Raw genomic sequence first — 14,722 nt, 5'->3', positions numbered from 1 at the left:
GAGGGGGAGACCGACGTAGCCCTGCCCCCACGGCAGGCCGACCGATTTCTCCCCTCCTGTGTGACCCCCCACTCAGCACACATTCCGGAGGGCTGATGAAATTCCGCATCGGCTGGGCCGCGCTTCTTGCGGCTCTCGCCCTCGTCTTCGACCTGCCGAACTCGGCAGCGGCAGCGTCTTCGACGTACTGGTTCAAGTACTACGCGACCGGCGGCAACGCCTCGACGTGGTACAGCGACGACAACAACTGGGGCGTGAACTCCTCCACCGGCACCGGCTTCGTCGCCATGGTCGACGGCAAGGACTGGGGCTGGACGTCCCCGGTGACCACACTCCCCAAGAAGATCCGCGACGTCAGCCCCAACAACACCACCTGGTTCAGCCAGTCCGCCTACCCGAAGTCCGGCTCGTACTACGACGCCACGTACGACATCTTCATCGACCCCTACCCCGCGCCGACCGACCGCAACTCCAAGACCGAGCTGATGATCTGGCTCAACTGGTACAACGCCAAGCCGCTGGCCGACCACTACGACGCGAACGGCAACGCGGTCCCGGCCGCGACCAACGTCAGCCTGGGCGGCCGCAGCTGGGACATCTACGAGTACACCTGGAGCAACGGCGGCCACACCCTCAGCTTCCTGGACAGGAGCAGGTCCGGCTGGTGGTCCGGCAGCCTCACCCCGTTCTTCAACTACGGTCTGAACAGGGGTTTCTACACCGGCGACCACTACCTCAACAGCGTCATGGCCGGCTGGGAATTCGGGCCGGGTGACTACACCGCTCACTCCTGGGGAGCCGTGGGCTTCTGACGCCCCCACCAGCCGCCCGACTCTCCGTGCGGAGAGTCGGGCGGCCCGGGGACCACACGCGGCATCGCCGACCGCAACACGCTCGGACTGCACACAGAATCCACCCGGACAGCGCCGACCGGCACTGACCGTTCGTCAACGCGATTCGCGCATCCGGGTGGCAGCGCACCCTCCGTCTGGACCGATCGAGTTGTCGCGGCCCGGCACCGGCACCGGAAGCCCGAATAATCACGGTCCATGCAGCTCGTGACAGCACAACGCCGCGCGCGGCGCGCCCCCGTCGCCGTCACCGGACTGGGACTGGTCACCCCGGCGGGCGTCGGCCGCGAGGCGGCCTGGGCCGGGCTGTGCGCCGGGCTCTCCACCGCCACCGCCGACCCCGCCCTCACCGGGCTGCCCGTGGCGTTCTCCTGCCAGGTGCCCGAGCTGGACGCGACCGGAGCACTCGGCCACCGGCTGGCCCGCCGGCTGGACCGGTTCACCACCTTCGCCCTGCTCGCCGCCCGGGAGGCCGCCGCCGACGCCGGGCTCACCCCGGACACCTGGGACGACACGCGCGTCGGCGTGGTGATAGGCGTGGGCACCGGGTCCATGCAGAGCTGGCAGGCCGAGTTCGACCGGCTCGCCGAGCACACACCCGAACGCGTCTCACCGCTGGCCCTGCCGCGCAGCGTCCCCAACATGGCCGCCGCCGAGATCGCCCTCGACCTCGGCGCCCGCGGCCCCAACATGGTCGTCAGCACCGCCTGCGCCTCCGGCACCAGCGCGATCGGCGTCGCCCGCGACTGGCTGCTGTCCGGTCACTGCGACCTGGTCCTGGCCGGCGGCAGCGAGTCGGCCCGGCTGCGGATGACCGCCGCCTGCTTCGCCCAGATGCGCGCCCTGTCCCGCCGCTCGGACAGCCCGGAGAACGCCTCCCGGCCGTTCGACCGCGACCGCGACGGTTTCGTCCTCGGCGAGGGCGCGGCCGTGCTCGTCCTGGAGCGCACCGAGGACGCCCGCGCCCGCGGCGCACGCCCCGCCGCCCTGCTCGCCGGGTTCGGCGCCTCCTGCGACGCCCACCACTTCACCGCCCCGCACCCCGGCGGCGACGGCGCCGCCCACGCCATCCGCGGCGCCCTCGCCGACGCCGGACTCGCCGCCGAGGACATCGACCACGTCAACGCGCACGGCACCGCCACCCCGCAGGGAGACGCGGCCGAGCACAACGCGCTGCACCAGGTCTTCCGCCGGCCGCCACCGGTCACCGCGGTCAAGGGCGCCATCGGGCACGCCATCGGCGGTGCCGGCGCCATCGAGGCGGCCTGCACCGTGCTCACCCTGCGCCATCAGCTGATCCCGCCCACGGCCAACCTGGACACACCCGACCCGGCGATGGACCTCGACGTCGTCGCCAAGGCCCCGCGCCCGCACCGGATACGAGCCGCCCTCAGCAACTCCTTCGGCTTCGGCGGCCAGAACGCCGTCCTCGCCTTCACCGCCGCCGACCAGTAGACCCGTCCCCGGAAAAAGGTATCCATGTCCTCGGAGTCCTCGGAATCCACCTCCCTGGCAGGCGGCACACGCTCCTGGCCCACCGGTGAGCAGCTGATGGTCGGCGTCTTCGTCGCCGTACCCTTCCTCGCCCTGCTCGCCGCCGTGCCGCTGGCCTGGCGGCACGGGCTCGGCCCCGTCGACCTCGTGCTCGCCGTCGTCTGCTACCTGGTCAGCGGGCTCGGCATCACGGTCGGCTTCCACCGGCACTTCACCCACGGCTCGTTCAAGGCACGCAGGCCGCTCAGGATCGCGCTCGCCCTCGCCGGCAGCCTCGCCGTGCAGGGCCCGCTGATCACCTGGGTGGCCGACCACCGCAAGCACCACAAGTTCTCCGACCGGGACGGCGACCCGCACTCGCCCTGGCGCTACGGCCGCAACGCCCTCGCCCTCGCCAAGGGCATGCTCTACGCCCATGTCGGCTGGCTCTTCGAGACCGAGCACGCCTCACCCCGGCAGTACGCGCCCGACCTCGTCCGGGACCGCGCGCTGATGCTGATCTCCCGGCGGTTCGGGCTGCTGGTCCTCGCCTCGATCGCCCTGCCGGCCCTGCTCGGGGCCGTACTGACCCGGTCCTGGCAGGGCGCGCTCACCGCGTTCTTCTGGGCCGGACTGGTCCGCATCTGCCTGGTGCACCATGTGACCTGGTCGGTCAACTCCATCTGCCATGTCACCGGCGGCCGGCCCTTCCGCAGCCGGGACCGCTCGGGCAACGTCTGGTGGCTGGCGCCGATGTCCTTCGGCGAGTCCTGGCACAACCTCCACCACGCCGACCCCACCAGCGCCCGGCACGGTGTGCTCACCGGCCAGCTGGACGCGAGCGCCCGGCTGATCCGCTGGTTCGAACGCCTCGGCTGGGCCTACGACGTGCGCTGGCCGGACCGGCAGCGGGTGGCCGGGCGGCGCCAGGCCCCCGACGCACCCACCGCGCCGCCCGGGTGAAGTGCCGCCGGACCGGCGGTCAGGGCTTGCGGGCCACGCCCCCGTACAGCGGCTGCTGCACGCGGATCCGCATGTCCGGCTCCGGGTGCCAGTCGGTGGCCGGGACGACACCGGGCTCGCACAGCTCCAGACCGTCGAAGAACCGCAGTACCTCGGCGTGCGACCGCAACCGCACCGGGGTGCCCCCGGAGCGGTACACGGCGTCGATCCGCTCCCACACCTCCGGGTCGAACAGGTCCGAGCCGCCGTGGGACAGCATCAGGTAGCTGCCCGACGGCAGCGGGTCCAGCAGTGTCCGTACGACACCCCACGGGTCGTGCTCGTCCGTCACGAACGGCAGCAGCGCGACCAGCGACAGGCCCACGGGCCGGGTCAGGTCCAGATGCTCCCGGGCGAACGCCACGATCTGCTCCGGCTCGCGGACATCGGCGTGCACATAGGCGGTACGGCCCTCCGGGGTGCCCTGGAGCAGGGCCTCGGCGTGCCGCAGCACGATCGGGTCGTTGTCCGCGTACACCACCCGGGCGGCCGGCACGACGGACTGGACGACCTGGTGCAGGTTCGGCTCGGTGGGGATGCCGGTGCCCACGTCCAGGAACTGGTCGACGCCCTGGCGGGCGACGAAGCGGGCGGCCCGGTGCATGAACTCGCGGTTGGCCCAGGCCGTGTCCTTCGCGCCCGGGTAGAACGCCAGCACCTGCTCCGCCGCCTCGGTGTCCACCGGGTAGTGGTCCTTGCCGTCCAGGAACCAGTCGTACATGCGGGCGGAGTGCGGCTTGCTGGTGTCGATCCGGTCCGGGCTGAATCCGGTGTCTGTCACGTCGGGTCTCCGTGGTCGAGGATGGGTGTTCTCGCTGAGAGGGCGGTTGGTTGTCGTCGAGGAGGCGGCTGCTCTTGCCGGCGGGGCGGTCTTCTCCGGGTGTTCGGCGGCAGTTGCCGGTCAGCGGCAGTGGCGGACCGCCGTGCTGTCGTGCCGTACCCAGACCGCGTCCACCACCCGGCCGTCGGGCAGGGTGTGCCGGGGCGGCCCGGTGTCCGGCACGAAGCCGGCCCGGGCCAGGGCGCCCAGGCTCGCGGCGTTCCCCGGTTCGGCGCCGGCCCGGATCCGGGCCAGTCCGGCGTGGGTGTGGGCGAGGACCGCGCCGGCGCCGAACAGCTCGGCGCCCAGCCCCTGGCCACGGCAGCCCGGCGCCAGCCAGCCGCCCATCTCGCCCCGGTCCGGGTCGAGTTCGAGCCCTCCGGCATAGCTCAGGTCGGAGCTGCGGACGCAGACCAGCAGCAACGCCCCGCTGCGGTCCGGGACATACGGCACGGCCAGCTGCCGCGGCAGCCTGCGGCCGTCGTCCCCGGCGGGACGCCACGCGAGCAGCGAGCGCCGGCCGGCCGGGTCGGGCAGTACCTGGTCCGCGCGGGTGCCGAGCCAGCGCTGCGCCGCGGCGTCCGCGCCCGCGGCGAGCACCGCCGCCACGTCGAGCCGGTGGCGCGGCGTGAACAGCAACAGCCGTTCCGTGGCCAGGACATGCCGGCCCGGCCCGCACCGCCCCGGGACCGGCAGCGCGGACCTCGACCGCACCCGGCGGATGAGCGACCACACCACGAATGCCCCCGGCCGAACGGTGAACGCGGCGACCCGGAATCCGTACGGATGACGGACCGCCGTCGGGCACGGACTTCCCGCACCGGCGGTGAATCTACCGGGGATCGGGACTGCGGGGGCGTGCGGGGAGCCCGGCGCGCGCGGGTCAGCCGGCCCGCTCCTGCGAGCCGGGCTTGGGCCGGCTGGTCCAGGACGGGTCGGCGGCCGATCCGGAGACGGGGGTGATGCGGTGCATGGAGATCCTTCGCAGGAGTGGGGGGATGGTCCCGGTCCGGCGCGGGGCGGATGCCGCGCTGTGCCGGTAGGGGGGTGGAGACGCCGGTGATGCCGCGGAACCGCCCGCGGTACGGCGGGGGTTCCGACGGGGTCGTGGTCGTGCCGTGCGGGCCCGGCGCGCCGGGCGGCGTGGTCAGCTGCGCACGGCCGGCGCCACCGCCCGGCCGGGTATCGACGGCATGCCCCGGCCGCTGCCGACCGTGTCCGCCACCGCGTCGGTGACCGGCTCGGAGGCGGCGAACACCGCATCCGCGCGCAGCTTCGCCGGCACCACTCGGGCGGCGGCCGGGCCGGGGCACGGGGTCCCGGAGGCGAGCCGGTCGAGGCCGTTGGGCCCAGGGAGTCGACCGAGGCGCTCGCCTCCGGGTGGTCCGTACGGTCGGTGGAGGGAGGGCAGAGCCATCGCTGTGCGCCTTTCGTCCGGCCTCGCGTGCGGGGGTTGCAGTCCGGGCCGTGCGGGGTGGGGGTGAACTCGGGGTGTCGGTTCTGCCGGCCGCTCGCCTGCTCCTGGCCGGCCGGAGCAGTGCATCCACTGTGACACCAGCCAACAACAGACCGCAACCAGCAAGTTGAAATTTGCAAATAGCCACATGCATGCTTCAGCCAGGACGCGATCGCATCACCGACGGGCGCGGTCGCGTGGCAGGCTGAGCCTGACACCGGTGAGGGGGTTGGGGCATGACCGCGGAGACCGACTGGGGCGGTGCCCCGTCCGTCCTGCGCATGATCCTCGGCCGCCGGCTGGAGGAACTGCGCAACCGAGCCGGCCTCAGCTACGCCGAGGCGGGTACGGCCATCGGCGTCAGCCACTCCACCATCCGCCGCATGGAGGCCGCGAAGGTGGCCCGGCTACGGCTCGCGGACGCCGAGAAACTGCTCCGGGTCTACGGCGTCACCGACCAGGGGGAGATCGACACCTTCCTCGAGTCCGTGCGCGAGGCCAACAAACGCGGCTGGTGGCACACGTACCGCGATGTGATGGCCGACTGGTTCGCCGCCTATCTCAGCCTGGAACAGGCGGCGTTGCAGATCCGCGCGTACGAGAACCAGTTCGTGCACGGCCTGTTGCAGACCGAGGACTACGCCCGCGCCCTGCTGACCGCCGGTCATCCGCACGCGTCGGCGGAGGAGACGGAACGGCGGCTGGCACTGCGGCTGCGCCGACAGCGGCTGCTGGCCCGGGAAGGGCCGCCGCGGCTGTGGGTGGTGATGGACGAGACCGCGCTGCGCCGGCCGGTGGGCGGCCCCGAGGTGATGCGGGCGCAGATCGGCCATCTCATCGACGTCGGCCGGCTGCCCCATGTCACCCTGCAGCTCATGCCGTTCGCCAACGGACCGCATCCCGCGCTGACCGCCGGCGCGTACCACCTCTTCCGGTTCCGCGCCCGCGAACTGCCCGACGTCGTCTACCTCAGCGGGCTGGTCGGCGCGGTCTATCTGGACAAGGCCGACGAGGTCGTGGTGTACCGCGAGGCGCTGGACCGGCTGGGCGCCCAGGCCGAGCCCGCCCGCCGCACCGAGCCCCTCCTCGAGGCGCTGCGCAAGGAGGTGTGAGGCCGAAAAGCGACGCAACCGGGCTCGTGGAAATACGGTCTTAGGTTCCGCCGACGGCCGGGAGCGACCCGGTCGCGACGTATCACGGGGGAACAGAAGCATGTCCATGCCCAGCCGCAAGACCCTGCTCACCGCCACCGCCCTCACCGCCGGCCTGGCCCTGACCGCCGTGACACCGGCGCTCGCGAGGACCACCGAGAGCCGGCCCGCCCACGCCGCAGTCGCCCACTCCGCCCAGGGCGACGCGCGCAACGTCACCCAGCACGTCGCCGACTTCTACGGCGCCTACATCGACGCCGTCTGGGCCACCGATGACACGTCCGCCGGCCCGGCCGCCAAGGCGCTGCGCGCCTTCTACCTGTCCGCCGCCGCGCAGCACAAGGTGGCCGCCTTCGAACGCAAGGAGCACGCCGACGGCGTGCTGTTCGCCCAGAACGTGCCGGTGAAGTGGCAGGTCGCCTACACCGGTTCCGGAGCCGGGCACGCCACCAGTCGGGTCACCCTGACCTGGAGCGACGGGCCGCACGCCGAGGTCAGCCGGATCGACGTCCAGTCCGACCTGAAGACCCTGAAGATCACCGACCTCAAGCCGGTCCGCTGACCGCGGGCGTGCGGTCCCGCCCCGCCCCACTCGAGGCGGGGCCCACGCCCGCCGTGCCGCTCGGCCGCGCCCCCAGGGGAAGCGGGGGCGCGGCAGGGGCTCACCGGCCGGGCCCCGGCACACCGGCAGCCGGGATGCACAGGCGGCCCCGGCAGCCGGGGCCGCCTGCGGGCGTCAGGCCGGGACGTGCTCGTGGTGGCGGCTGATGTTCCGCTCCAGCAGCGCCAGGCACTCCGCGACACCGACACTGTCCGGTCCGGTCCGCGGCAGCCGGCCGTCCGCCTCCTTCAGCTCCACCAGGGCCCGGTCGATGGCGGTCTGCGCCGCGAACAGGCACGGGGTGCTGTAGATGGCGACGTCGACGCCGAGTTCGGACAGCTCGCCCAGCGACAGCCGGGGCGACTTGCCGCCGGCGATCTGGTTGAACAGCAGCGGCTTGTCACCGATGACGCGCCGCACCTTGTGGATCCAGTCGACGCTGCGCACCCCGTCCACGAGGACGACATCGGCGTCGGTCGCGGCCAGCGCCTTGGCCCGGCGCAGGATCTCGTCCTCCTCGGTCGCGTCGGTGCGGGCGACCACGACCAGCTCCCGGCGCGCCGACAGCACCATGTCGAGCTTCTCCAGGTACTCCTCCAGCGGCAGCACCTGCTTGCCGTCCACGTGCCCGCACCGCCGCGGCCGCTTCTGGTCCTCCAGGATGACCCCGGAGGCGCCGGCCGCCTCCAGGCTCTGTACGACGTGACACGCGGTCTCCGGGTCGACGTAGCCGTCGTCGATGTCCACGAGCAGGTGCTGGCGCGGGAACGCCAGCCGCAGGCGCTGCACGAAGCCGACGATGTCCGGCCAGGCGATGAAGCCGATGTCCGGCAGGCCGTAGTGGGAGGCGGCGAAGCCGAACCCGGAGACGAACATCCCGTCGTAGTGCTGCGCCGCGACCGACGCGGAGAACATGTCGAACACGCCGATCAGGGGCGTGGTGCCGGGGGAGCCGATGGCGGTGCGTAGCCGGTTGGGGTGGGTCACGGTATCCTCCGTGGGATCGGTTGCGTGAGTCGTCTGCCGCTGCGGCCCTGCCCGCCAAAGCCGTGGCCGCGCGGTGTACTTCGCACCGGACAGGCCGGGTGCCCTTCAGCAGAAGGAGCGTCCGGCCTGTGTCGTCCGGTGCGGCGGCAGACTAAGGAACGGCTTTACCGAATCACAACCATCTCTTGGGTCTTCCGATACGGAAATGGCCGGACTCCGCCCCGCCTCCGCGCCCCGAAGTGTCTCCATGCACGGCAGTGACCGCCGGGTTCGGTGACACGGACGGAACAGGATGACCGGAAAGGCGCGTCCGCCCCTGCCGGTCGACCCGTTTTCACGCCTGGGGTTCGGCGCCGTGATTACTCGCGCGGCCGTGATGACGGCGCCGCTCCACCCGGGTGCGGTGCAGCGCGATCAGCGCGGCGTCGTCGTCCAGCCGGCCGCCGACATGCAGCAGCAGATCCCGCCGCACATGGTGCATCAGCGCCTCGGGACTCTCCTCGGTCCACCGGGCCACCCGGTCCGCGAGCGGATAGAACCGCCCCTGGGCGTCCCGCGCCTCCACCACCCCGTCGGTGTACAGCAGCAGCGTGTCACCCGGCTCGAAGGAGAACACGTCCAGCGTGTGCTCGTCGCTCGCCTCCACCCCGAGCGGCGGCGACGGATGCAGACTCGGCACGGTCACCACATGGCCCGGGCTCAGCAGCAGCGGCGGCGGGTGACCGCAGCTGGTCATCCGGGTCACCGGATCCCGGTCCGGGATCTCCACCAGCAGCGTGGTGGCGAACCGCTCGCCCATCTCCTCCGGGGTGTCCAGATCGGCCGCGTACCGGGTGATGCTCTGCTCCAGTACGGCGGCCAGCTCCGCCAGGGTGATCCGCCGGTGCGCACTCTCCCGGAACGCGCCGAGCAGCAGCGCCGCCTCCCCGATCGCCGGCAGGCCCTTGCCCCGCACGTCGCCGATCATGACCCGGACGGCGTTGTCGCTCCGGGTCGCCGCGTACAGGTCACCGCCGATCTGCGCCTCGTCCTCGGCGGCCAGATAGATCGAGGCGATCCGCAGCGGGCCGATCTGCTCGGGCAGCGGCCACATCAGCACGTGCTGAGCGGCCTCCGCGACCGTACGGACCTGCGCCAGCTGCGCCTGCCGGCGCTCACGCAGCGCGCCGTAGACCACCAGCAGGATCGTCAGCACCGCGAGCGTGATGATCTGCACCACGTGGTTCTCGGTGCTCACCCCGCCATGGGTGACCCCGATCAGGATCTGCGCGGCCAGCGCGAGCCCCCCGATGGCCGCGGTGGTCCGCGGCCCGGCGAACGACAGCGTCAGCGCGGGGGCGATCACCAGAGCCGGGCCGAGATGGACATTGACCGGCGCCTGCACATCCACCGCGGTGATCACCACGATGAGCACCACCGGGAACAGCAGCAGCGCGCGGGGCCTCATGCCTTCCAGCGTGCTCCCGGCCCCGGCGCCCGGCCACTCGCCCCGCGCGTGCCGCTCCCTCTGCCACCCGTGCGCGCCGTGTCGGTGCGGGCCCGCCGGGTACCCGTACCTCCCCGGAGCGGCCCCGGCCGTGCGGGGCCGCAGAGTGCCGTGAATGGAGAACCCATGACACACAACGGGGAGGAGTCCGCGCCGGTCCGGCGTCCGGAGGTCACCGAACTCCGCCTCGCCGCGGACGGGCCCGACCGGTCGGCCGCACCCCCGCCGGACACCCCGGAGCTGCCGCAGGACCGCAGCCAGGCCATCCTGGAGGCCGCCAAGCAGATCGGCGCGCTGCTCAAACGGGCCGGCCACCCCTTCGCCCTGGCCGGCAGCGTGGCCGTGTACGCCCACGGCGGCAGCCGCTACCTCCAGCACGACGCGGACTTCTGCGTCCTGCCCGAGGACGCCGAGGCGGTGGCCGCCACCCTGCGCGAGGCCGGCCTGCCCATCCGCACCCCGCCGGAGGACTGGCTGATCAAGACCACCTGCCGGGGTGCGAACGTCGACATCATCTTCGCGCTGGCCCACCAGCCGGTCAGCAAGGACCTGCTCGCCCGCGCCCACGTCCTGCCGGTCGACTCCGTGCTGATGCCCGTGCTGTCCCCGACCGATCTGATCCACAGCCTGCTCAGCGCCTTCTCGGAGCACTACTGCGACTTCGGGGCGGTGCTGCCCGTGGCCCGCGCCGTCCGCGAGAAGGTCGACTGGGACGAGGTACGGGCCGCCTGTGGCGGGCAGCCCATGCCGGCCGCCTTCCTCTTCCTGCTCGAACAGCTGAACGTCATCGACCCCCAGGAGGGGCAGCCATGACCGAGGCAAGCCCGTCGCCCCCGCCGGAGGCCGGGAACCTGGACTACCGCGTCGCCCACCTCGCCGACCACCTGGCCGCCGGACCGCTCGGCGAACTCGGCGTACGGCTGGAACTGCGCGGCGACGCCGTACTGCTCACCGGCACGGTGCCCTCCACCCAGTGCCGGGACGAGATTCTGCACATGGCCCGCGAGGAGCTGGCGGGGCATCCGGTGCACTGCGACCTCATGGTCGCCGGCACCTCCTCGCCCGACCACGGGGAGGACCTGACATGATCCGCGTCGCGGCCGTCGGCGACATCCACATGGGCCCCGAGAGCCAGGGCGCGCTGCGCCCCTCCTTCGAGAGGCTGCCCGAGTGCGCGGACATCCTGCTGCTCGCCGGCGACCTGACCCGGCACGGCACCACGGAGGAGGCCCGGGTCGTCGCCCGGGAGATCAAGGACCTCGGTGTCCCGGTCGTCGCCGTCCTGGGCAACCACGACCACCACGACGAGCGGCCCGAGGAGGTCAGCGCGATCCTCCGGGACGCCGGCGCCCATGTCCTGGAAGGCCAGGCCGTCACCGTCGCCGCCGACGGGGCCACGATCGGCGTCGCCGGGACCAAGGGGTTCGGCGGAGGCTTCGTCGGACGCTGCGCCGGGGAGTTCGGCGAGCCGCTGATGAAGGAGTTCGTCCGTCACACCCGGCGGTGCGCCGACAGTCTGTACGGCGCGCTGAAGGAGCTGGACGAGTGGGGCTGCGACGTCCGGATCGCCCTGACCCACTTCTCCCCGGTGCCGGACACCCTGGCCGGCGAGCCCCCGGAGATCTACCCCTTCCTCGGTAGCTATCTGCTCGCCGAGGCGATCGACACCGCCGGCGCCGACCTCGCCGTGCACGGCCATGCCCACGCCGGCACCGAACACGGCATGACGAGCGGCGGCGTCCGGGTCCGCAACGTCGCCCAACCGGTGATCGGCCAGGCCTTCCACGTGTACCACCTGCCGACGGGGGAGGGCTGAGGGGCCTGTTGGGTCGGCGGGGGAGGGCTGGCAGGGTGATGAGGCCGACCGGAGGTCGAGAGGTCGGGCGGACCGGCGGGGCGGGGCCGAGAGGTGGGTGAGGCCGGTCAGAGAGGGCCGGAAGCGCCGGTCAGGGCGCCCGGGCAGGACCGACACGCCGGTCAGGCCAACCCGGCCGGGCTGAGGGGCCGGCCAGACCGACCCGGCAAGGTGGAGGGGCCGATCGGACCGGGTGGACGGGGCCCGAGAGGCGGGGCTGACGATTGGCGGCGCGGCCGAGAGATCGGTGAGGTCGGCCGCGCAAGGGCGGAGAGGTCGGTGAGGTCGGCCGCGCAAGGACGAAGAGGTCGGTCAGGTCGGCCGGGCAAGGACGAGGAGGCCGGTCAGGCGGCCGTGCCCAGCGCTTCCCGGCCGGTCAGGTCGCCGTCCCGCGCGGTCAGCGGGGCCACCGGCAGTGCCTCCCGGCGGCGCCGGACCAGCAACCCCGCGCCGATCGACCCGGCGATCACCAGACCGCCCGCGACCAGCGCGCCACGGGCCCCCGCCCACTCCATGAGCAGACCCAGCGCCGGCGGCCCGCCGAGGCTCCACACCGTGCCGACGCTGCTCCACACCCCGAGCACCCGGCCCCGCAGATGCGCGGGCGGATCGGTCTGGAGCACGGCCGTACCGGCGGTGTCCGAGACCGACTCCACGACGGCCATCGGCAGCACCAGGACCAGCAGCACCGCCAGCGACGGCGAGAGCCCCGCCACCACCTGGAGCAGCGCCCCCGCGGCGGCGAGCAGGCCCACGGTCCGCACGGACGGCCGGCGCAGCCGGGCGCCGAGGACCGCGCCGAGGATCCCGCCGACGGCCAGCACCGTGGAGACCGTGCCGAACGCCCCGGCGCCACCCGCGAGCGGCCCGGTGACGAGAACGGCCAGGGTCAGGCCGTAGTTGCGGCCGAAGACCGAGCTGAGCCCCGTGATCCCGGCGAGGGCCACCAGCCGCGGCCGGCGCACGAAGAAGCGCAGCCCCTCCCGTACCGTCATCTCCGCGGGTGCCGGCACGGCCGACGCCTCGGCCGCCGGCTGCTCGGCACCCCCGCGGACGGGCCGCAGGAAGGGCACCACCGACGCCACGAACAGGAACGACAGCCCGTTGGCGGCGTACGCGGCGCCCGTGCCGAGGAAACCGACGGTCACGCCCGCGAGCGCCGTACCGGCGAGCCGGCCCGCGCTGTGCACGAGGGCGCCCACGCCGATCGCGGACGGCACGTCCTCCACCGGCACGAGATCGTTGCCGAGCAGGGCGCACGCCGGTCCGTCGACGGTGGCGATGACACCGGTCACGGCGGCCAGCACCAGCAGCGCCGGCATGTCGATCCGGTCCAGCGCCACCAGCAGCGCCGTGACGAAGGCCACCGCGCCGAGCAGGGCCTGGCTGACGGTGACCGTCAGCTTCCGGGGCCAGCGGTCCACGGCCGCGCCGCCCAGCAGGCTCACGAACAGCGCGGGCGCCGCCTGCACGGACATCGACAGCCCGGTCGCCGCGGCCGAGCCGGTGATGTGCAGCACCAGCAGGTTCTGCACCGTGAGCTGCATCCACGTACCGGCGTTGGAGACGAAGTTCGCCGCCGACCACCAGCGCATGCCGCGATGGCGCAGGGACCGCCAGGGCGAACGCGAGGCGGATGCGGAGCGGGGCGCGGGTGTGGGCGCGGACGTGGGCAGGGCAGGGGCAGCGGACACAGCGGGGCACTCGCCAGAGACACTCGGGGAAGGGACCGGCGAGCCGCGTTGAACCGGCTGCACTGCACGTCCGGGCCGCCTTGGTCAGGGCGCCGACCATGGTGGCAGACGAAGCCCCGCAGTGGTCGCCACCCTGCCCTGCGCCGGGTCTGCGCAAGCGCCAAACGCCGCCGCCCGTAGGCGATTTGGGCCGGGCGTGTGCTTGCTCACAGGATCCGGCCCCGCCCGCGAGGCCTCAGCGGTTCACGGTGCGCATCCCGGCCTCGTCGTACCGCTCGCCCGCCGGGGCCGGCAGCTCGGCATCGATCCGTGCCAGCTCTTCCTCGCTGAGCCGCACCGTCGCGGCGGCGGCGTTCTGCTCCAGGTACTCCCGCCGCTTGGTCCCCGGGATGGGCACCAGATCCTCCCCCTGTGCCAGCACCCAGGCGATCGCCAGCTGGGCCGGGGTGACGTCCTTCTCCGCGGCGATCTCCTTCACCTTCGCCGCGAGCCGCAGGTTCGCCGCCAGGTTGGCGTCGGCGAAGCGGGGGTTCTCGCGCCGCCAGTCGTCCTTGTCCAGCTGCTCCGGCGAGTCGAAGCGGCCGGCGAGGAAGCCGCGGCCGAGCGGCGAGTACGGCACGAAGCCGATGCCCAGCTCCCGGCAGGCGGGCAGCACCTCGGCCTCCACGTCCCGCGTCCACAGCGAGTACTCGCTCTGCACCGCGGTGACCGGATGCACCGCGTGGGCCCGCCGGATGGTCTCCGCGCTCGCCTCGCTCAGCCCGATGTGCCGCACCTTGCCCTCGGCGACCAGCTCGCCCAGCGCGCCGACCGTCTCCTCGATCGGCACGTTCGGGTCGACCCGGTGCTGGTAGTAGAGGTCGATGTGGTCCGTGCCGAGCCGCTCCAGCGAGCCGTGCACGGACGCGCGGACATGCTCGGCCGAGCCGTCCTGCGGGCCGACGGTGCTCATGTCGCCCGGCACCGCGTCGTCCATCCGGTAGTTGAACTTCGTGGCGATCACATACTCGTCGCGATGCCCCCGGATCGCCTCGCCGACCAGCGACTCGTTGGTCAGCGGGCCGTACATCTGCGCGGTGTCGAGAAAGGTGACCCCCAGCTCGAGGGCCCGCCGGATGGTCGCGATGCCTTCCTCGCGGTCGGCGGCGCCGTAGAAGGCGGACATGCCCATGCACCCGAGGCCGATGGCCGACACCTGTAGATCCCGCAGACTGCGCTTTTGCATGCGATGTCCCAGCCTTTCCTGCACACTCGACGGTCGTCGTGTACGGCACACGAGGGGCATGCCCTCGTGCGCCGTACGTCTGCGACGCTACGAGTTGGAGCGCTCTCGAAGTCAAGCAACG

At 73.0% G+C, this 14,722-nt stretch carries 15 protein-coding genes; 8 read left to right on the top strand and 7 right to left on the bottom strand.

Annotated elements, in window-relative coordinates; genetic code table 11:
• Positions 1 to 95 precede the first annotated feature (95 nt).
• From ACWCV9_RS01505 to ACWCV9_RS01495, 3 genes are all read left to right on the top strand, one after another.
• Complete coding sequence (locus ACWCV9_RS01505; protein ID WP_450783600.1) at positions 96 to 812, top strand: GH12 family glycosyl hydrolase domain-containing protein; 717 nt, start codon at positions 96 to 98, stop codon at positions 810 to 812.
• 237 nt (positions 813 to 1,049) lie between these two features.
• The gene (locus tag ACWCV9_RS01500; RefSeq protein ID WP_450783598.1) at positions 1,050 to 2,306 is read left to right on the top strand and encodes a beta-ketoacyl-[acyl-carrier-protein] synthase family protein; all 1,257 of its coding nucleotides are present in this window, start codon (positions 1,050 to 1,052) and stop codon (positions 2,304 to 2,306) included.
• Positions 2,307 to 2,330: 24 nt separating this feature from the next.
• Positions 2,331 to 3,287 carry an acyl-CoA desaturase gene (locus tag ACWCV9_RS01495; RefSeq protein WP_450783596.1) on the top strand — a complete coding sequence of 319 codons (957 nt, stop codon included), beginning with the start codon at positions 2,331 to 2,333 and terminating at the stop codon, positions 3,285 to 3,287.
• Between the two features lie 19 nt (positions 3,288 to 3,306).
• Here the strand turns inward: ACWCV9_RS01495 and ACWCV9_RS01490 are convergent, their stop codons facing one another.
• From ACWCV9_RS01490 to ACWCV9_RS01480, 3 genes are all read right to left on the bottom strand, one after another.
• Positions 3,307 to 4,107, bottom strand: coding sequence for an SAM-dependent methyltransferase (locus ACWCV9_RS01490; RefSeq protein ID WP_385842582.1), 801 nt, complete (start codon positions 4,105 to 4,107; stop codon positions 3,307 to 3,309).
• Between the two features lie 120 nt (positions 4,108 to 4,227).
• Positions 4,228 to 4,884, bottom strand: a complete 657-nt coding sequence (locus ACWCV9_RS01485; protein WP_450783594.1) for a GNAT family N-acetyltransferase — start codon at positions 4,882 to 4,884, stop codon at positions 4,228 to 4,230.
• A 409-nt stretch (positions 4,885 to 5,293) separates the two neighbouring features.
• Positions 5,294 to 5,563, bottom strand: coding sequence for a hypothetical protein (locus ACWCV9_RS01480; RefSeq protein ID WP_450783593.1), 270 nt, complete (start codon positions 5,561 to 5,563; stop codon positions 5,294 to 5,296).
• A 275-nt stretch (positions 5,564 to 5,838) separates the two neighbouring features.
• Between ACWCV9_RS01480 and ACWCV9_RS01475 the strand changes: the two genes are divergently transcribed.
• Entirely contained in the window at positions 5,839 to 6,714 is an 876-nt protein-coding gene (locus tag ACWCV9_RS01475; RefSeq protein WP_450783592.1) for a helix-turn-helix domain-containing protein, read from the top strand.
• A 100-nt stretch (positions 6,715 to 6,814) separates the two neighbouring features.
• A complete protein-coding gene (locus ACWCV9_RS01470; RefSeq protein ID WP_450783590.1) occupies positions 6,815 to 7,315 on the top strand; it encodes a hypothetical protein in 501 nt (166 codons plus the stop codon).
• A gap of 174 nt (positions 7,316 to 7,489) precedes the next feature.
• On the opposite strand, the gene ACWCV9_RS01465 is transcribed toward ACWCV9_RS01470, so the two are convergent.
• Positions 7,490 to 8,341 (bottom strand): isocitrate lyase/PEP mutase family protein, encoded by an 852-nt coding sequence (locus ACWCV9_RS01465; RefSeq protein ID WP_450783589.1) that lies wholly within the window; start codon positions 8,339 to 8,341, stop codon positions 7,490 to 7,492.
• Between the two features lie 334 nt (positions 8,342 to 8,675).
• Positions 8,676 to 9,788, bottom strand: a complete 1,113-nt coding sequence (locus ACWCV9_RS01460) for a PP2C family protein-serine/threonine phosphatase (protein WP_450783587.1) — start codon at positions 9,786 to 9,788, stop codon at positions 8,676 to 8,678.
• Between the two features lie 165 nt (positions 9,789 to 9,953).
• On the opposite strand from ACWCV9_RS01460, the gene ACWCV9_RS01455 reads away from it, so the two are divergent.
• The 3 genes from ACWCV9_RS01455 to ACWCV9_RS01445 are packed head-to-tail and all read left to right on the top strand — an operon-like array spanning position 9,954 to position 11,643.
• On the top strand, positions 9,954 to 10,640 hold the full coding sequence (locus ACWCV9_RS01455; protein ID WP_450783585.1) for a hypothetical protein: 687 nt from the start codon (positions 9,954 to 9,956) through the stop codon (positions 10,638 to 10,640).
• Positions 10,637 to 10,915, top strand: a complete 279-nt coding sequence (locus ACWCV9_RS01450; protein ID WP_385842591.1) for a BON domain-containing protein — start codon at positions 10,637 to 10,639, stop codon at positions 10,913 to 10,915. Before ACWCV9_RS01455 ends, ACWCV9_RS01450 begins: the two co-directional genes overlap by 4 nt.
• Positions 10,912 to 11,643 carry a metallophosphoesterase family protein gene (locus tag ACWCV9_RS01445; RefSeq protein ID WP_450783583.1) on the top strand — a complete coding sequence of 244 codons (732 nt, stop codon included), beginning with the start codon at positions 10,912 to 10,914 and terminating at the stop codon, positions 11,641 to 11,643. Before ACWCV9_RS01450 ends, ACWCV9_RS01445 begins: the two co-directional genes overlap by 4 nt.
• Before the next feature lie 383 nt (positions 11,644 to 12,026).
• Here ACWCV9_RS01445 and ACWCV9_RS01440 read toward each other — a convergent pair whose 3' ends face one another.
• Positions 12,027 to 13,277: an MFS transporter gene (locus ACWCV9_RS01440; protein ID WP_450783581.1), complete on the bottom strand. Its 1,251-nt coding sequence runs from the start codon at positions 13,275 to 13,277 to the stop codon at positions 12,027 to 12,029.
• Between the two features lie 334 nt (positions 13,278 to 13,611).
• A complete protein-coding gene (locus tag ACWCV9_RS01435) occupies positions 13,612 to 14,601 on the bottom strand; it encodes an aldo/keto reductase (RefSeq protein WP_450783579.1) in 990 nt (329 codons plus the stop codon).
• Between the last annotated feature and the right edge of the window lie 121 nt (positions 14,602 to 14,722).

It is taken from the genome of Streptomyces sp. NPDC001606 (assembly GCF_053596835.1).
This window is presented reverse-complemented; position numbering and strand designations above follow the sequence as displayed.

Bases quoted from the DNA above. Each gene is read 5' to 3' on its own strand.
- ACWCV9_RS01505 (WP_450783600.1), top strand. From the start codon at position 96: ATGAAATTCCGCATCGGCTGGGCCGCGCTTCTTGCGGCTCTCGCCCTC.
- ACWCV9_RS01500 (WP_450783598.1), top strand. From the start codon at position 1,050: ATGCAGCTCGTGACAGCACAACGCCGCGCGCGGCGCGCCCCCGTCGCC.
- ACWCV9_RS01495 (WP_450783596.1), top strand. From the start codon at position 2,331: ATGTCCTCGGAGTCCTCGGAATCCACCTCCCTGGCAGGCGGCACACGC.
- ACWCV9_RS01480 (WP_450783593.1), bottom strand. From the start codon at position 5,563: ATGGCTCTGCCCTCCCTCCACCGACCGTACGGACCACCCGGAGGCGAG.
- ACWCV9_RS01475 (WP_450783592.1), top strand. From the start codon at position 5,839: ATGACCGCGGAGACCGACTGGGGCGGTGCCCCGTCCGTCCTGCGCATG.
- ACWCV9_RS01470 (WP_450783590.1), top strand. From the start codon at position 6,815: ATGTCCATGCCCAGCCGCAAGACCCTGCTCACCGCCACCGCCCTCACC.
- ACWCV9_RS01460 (WP_450783587.1), bottom strand. From the start codon at position 9,788: ATGAGGCCCCGCGCGCTGCTGCTGTTCCCGGTGGTGCTCATCGTGGTG.
- ACWCV9_RS01455 (WP_450783585.1), top strand. From the start codon at position 9,954: ATGACACACAACGGGGAGGAGTCCGCGCCGGTCCGGCGTCCGGAGGTC.
- ACWCV9_RS01450 (WP_385842591.1), top strand. From the start codon at position 10,637: ATGACCGAGGCAAGCCCGTCGCCCCCGCCGGAGGCCGGGAACCTGGAC.
- ACWCV9_RS01445 (WP_450783583.1), top strand. From the start codon at position 10,912: ATGATCCGCGTCGCGGCCGTCGGCGACATCCACATGGGCCCCGAGAGC.
- ACWCV9_RS01440 (WP_450783581.1), bottom strand. From the start codon at position 13,277: ATGCGCTGGTGGTCGGCGGCGAACTTCGTCTCCAACGCCGGTACGTGG.
- ACWCV9_RS01435 (WP_450783579.1), bottom strand. From the start codon at position 14,601: ATGCAAAAGCGCAGTCTGCGGGATCTACAGGTGTCGGCCATCGGCCTC.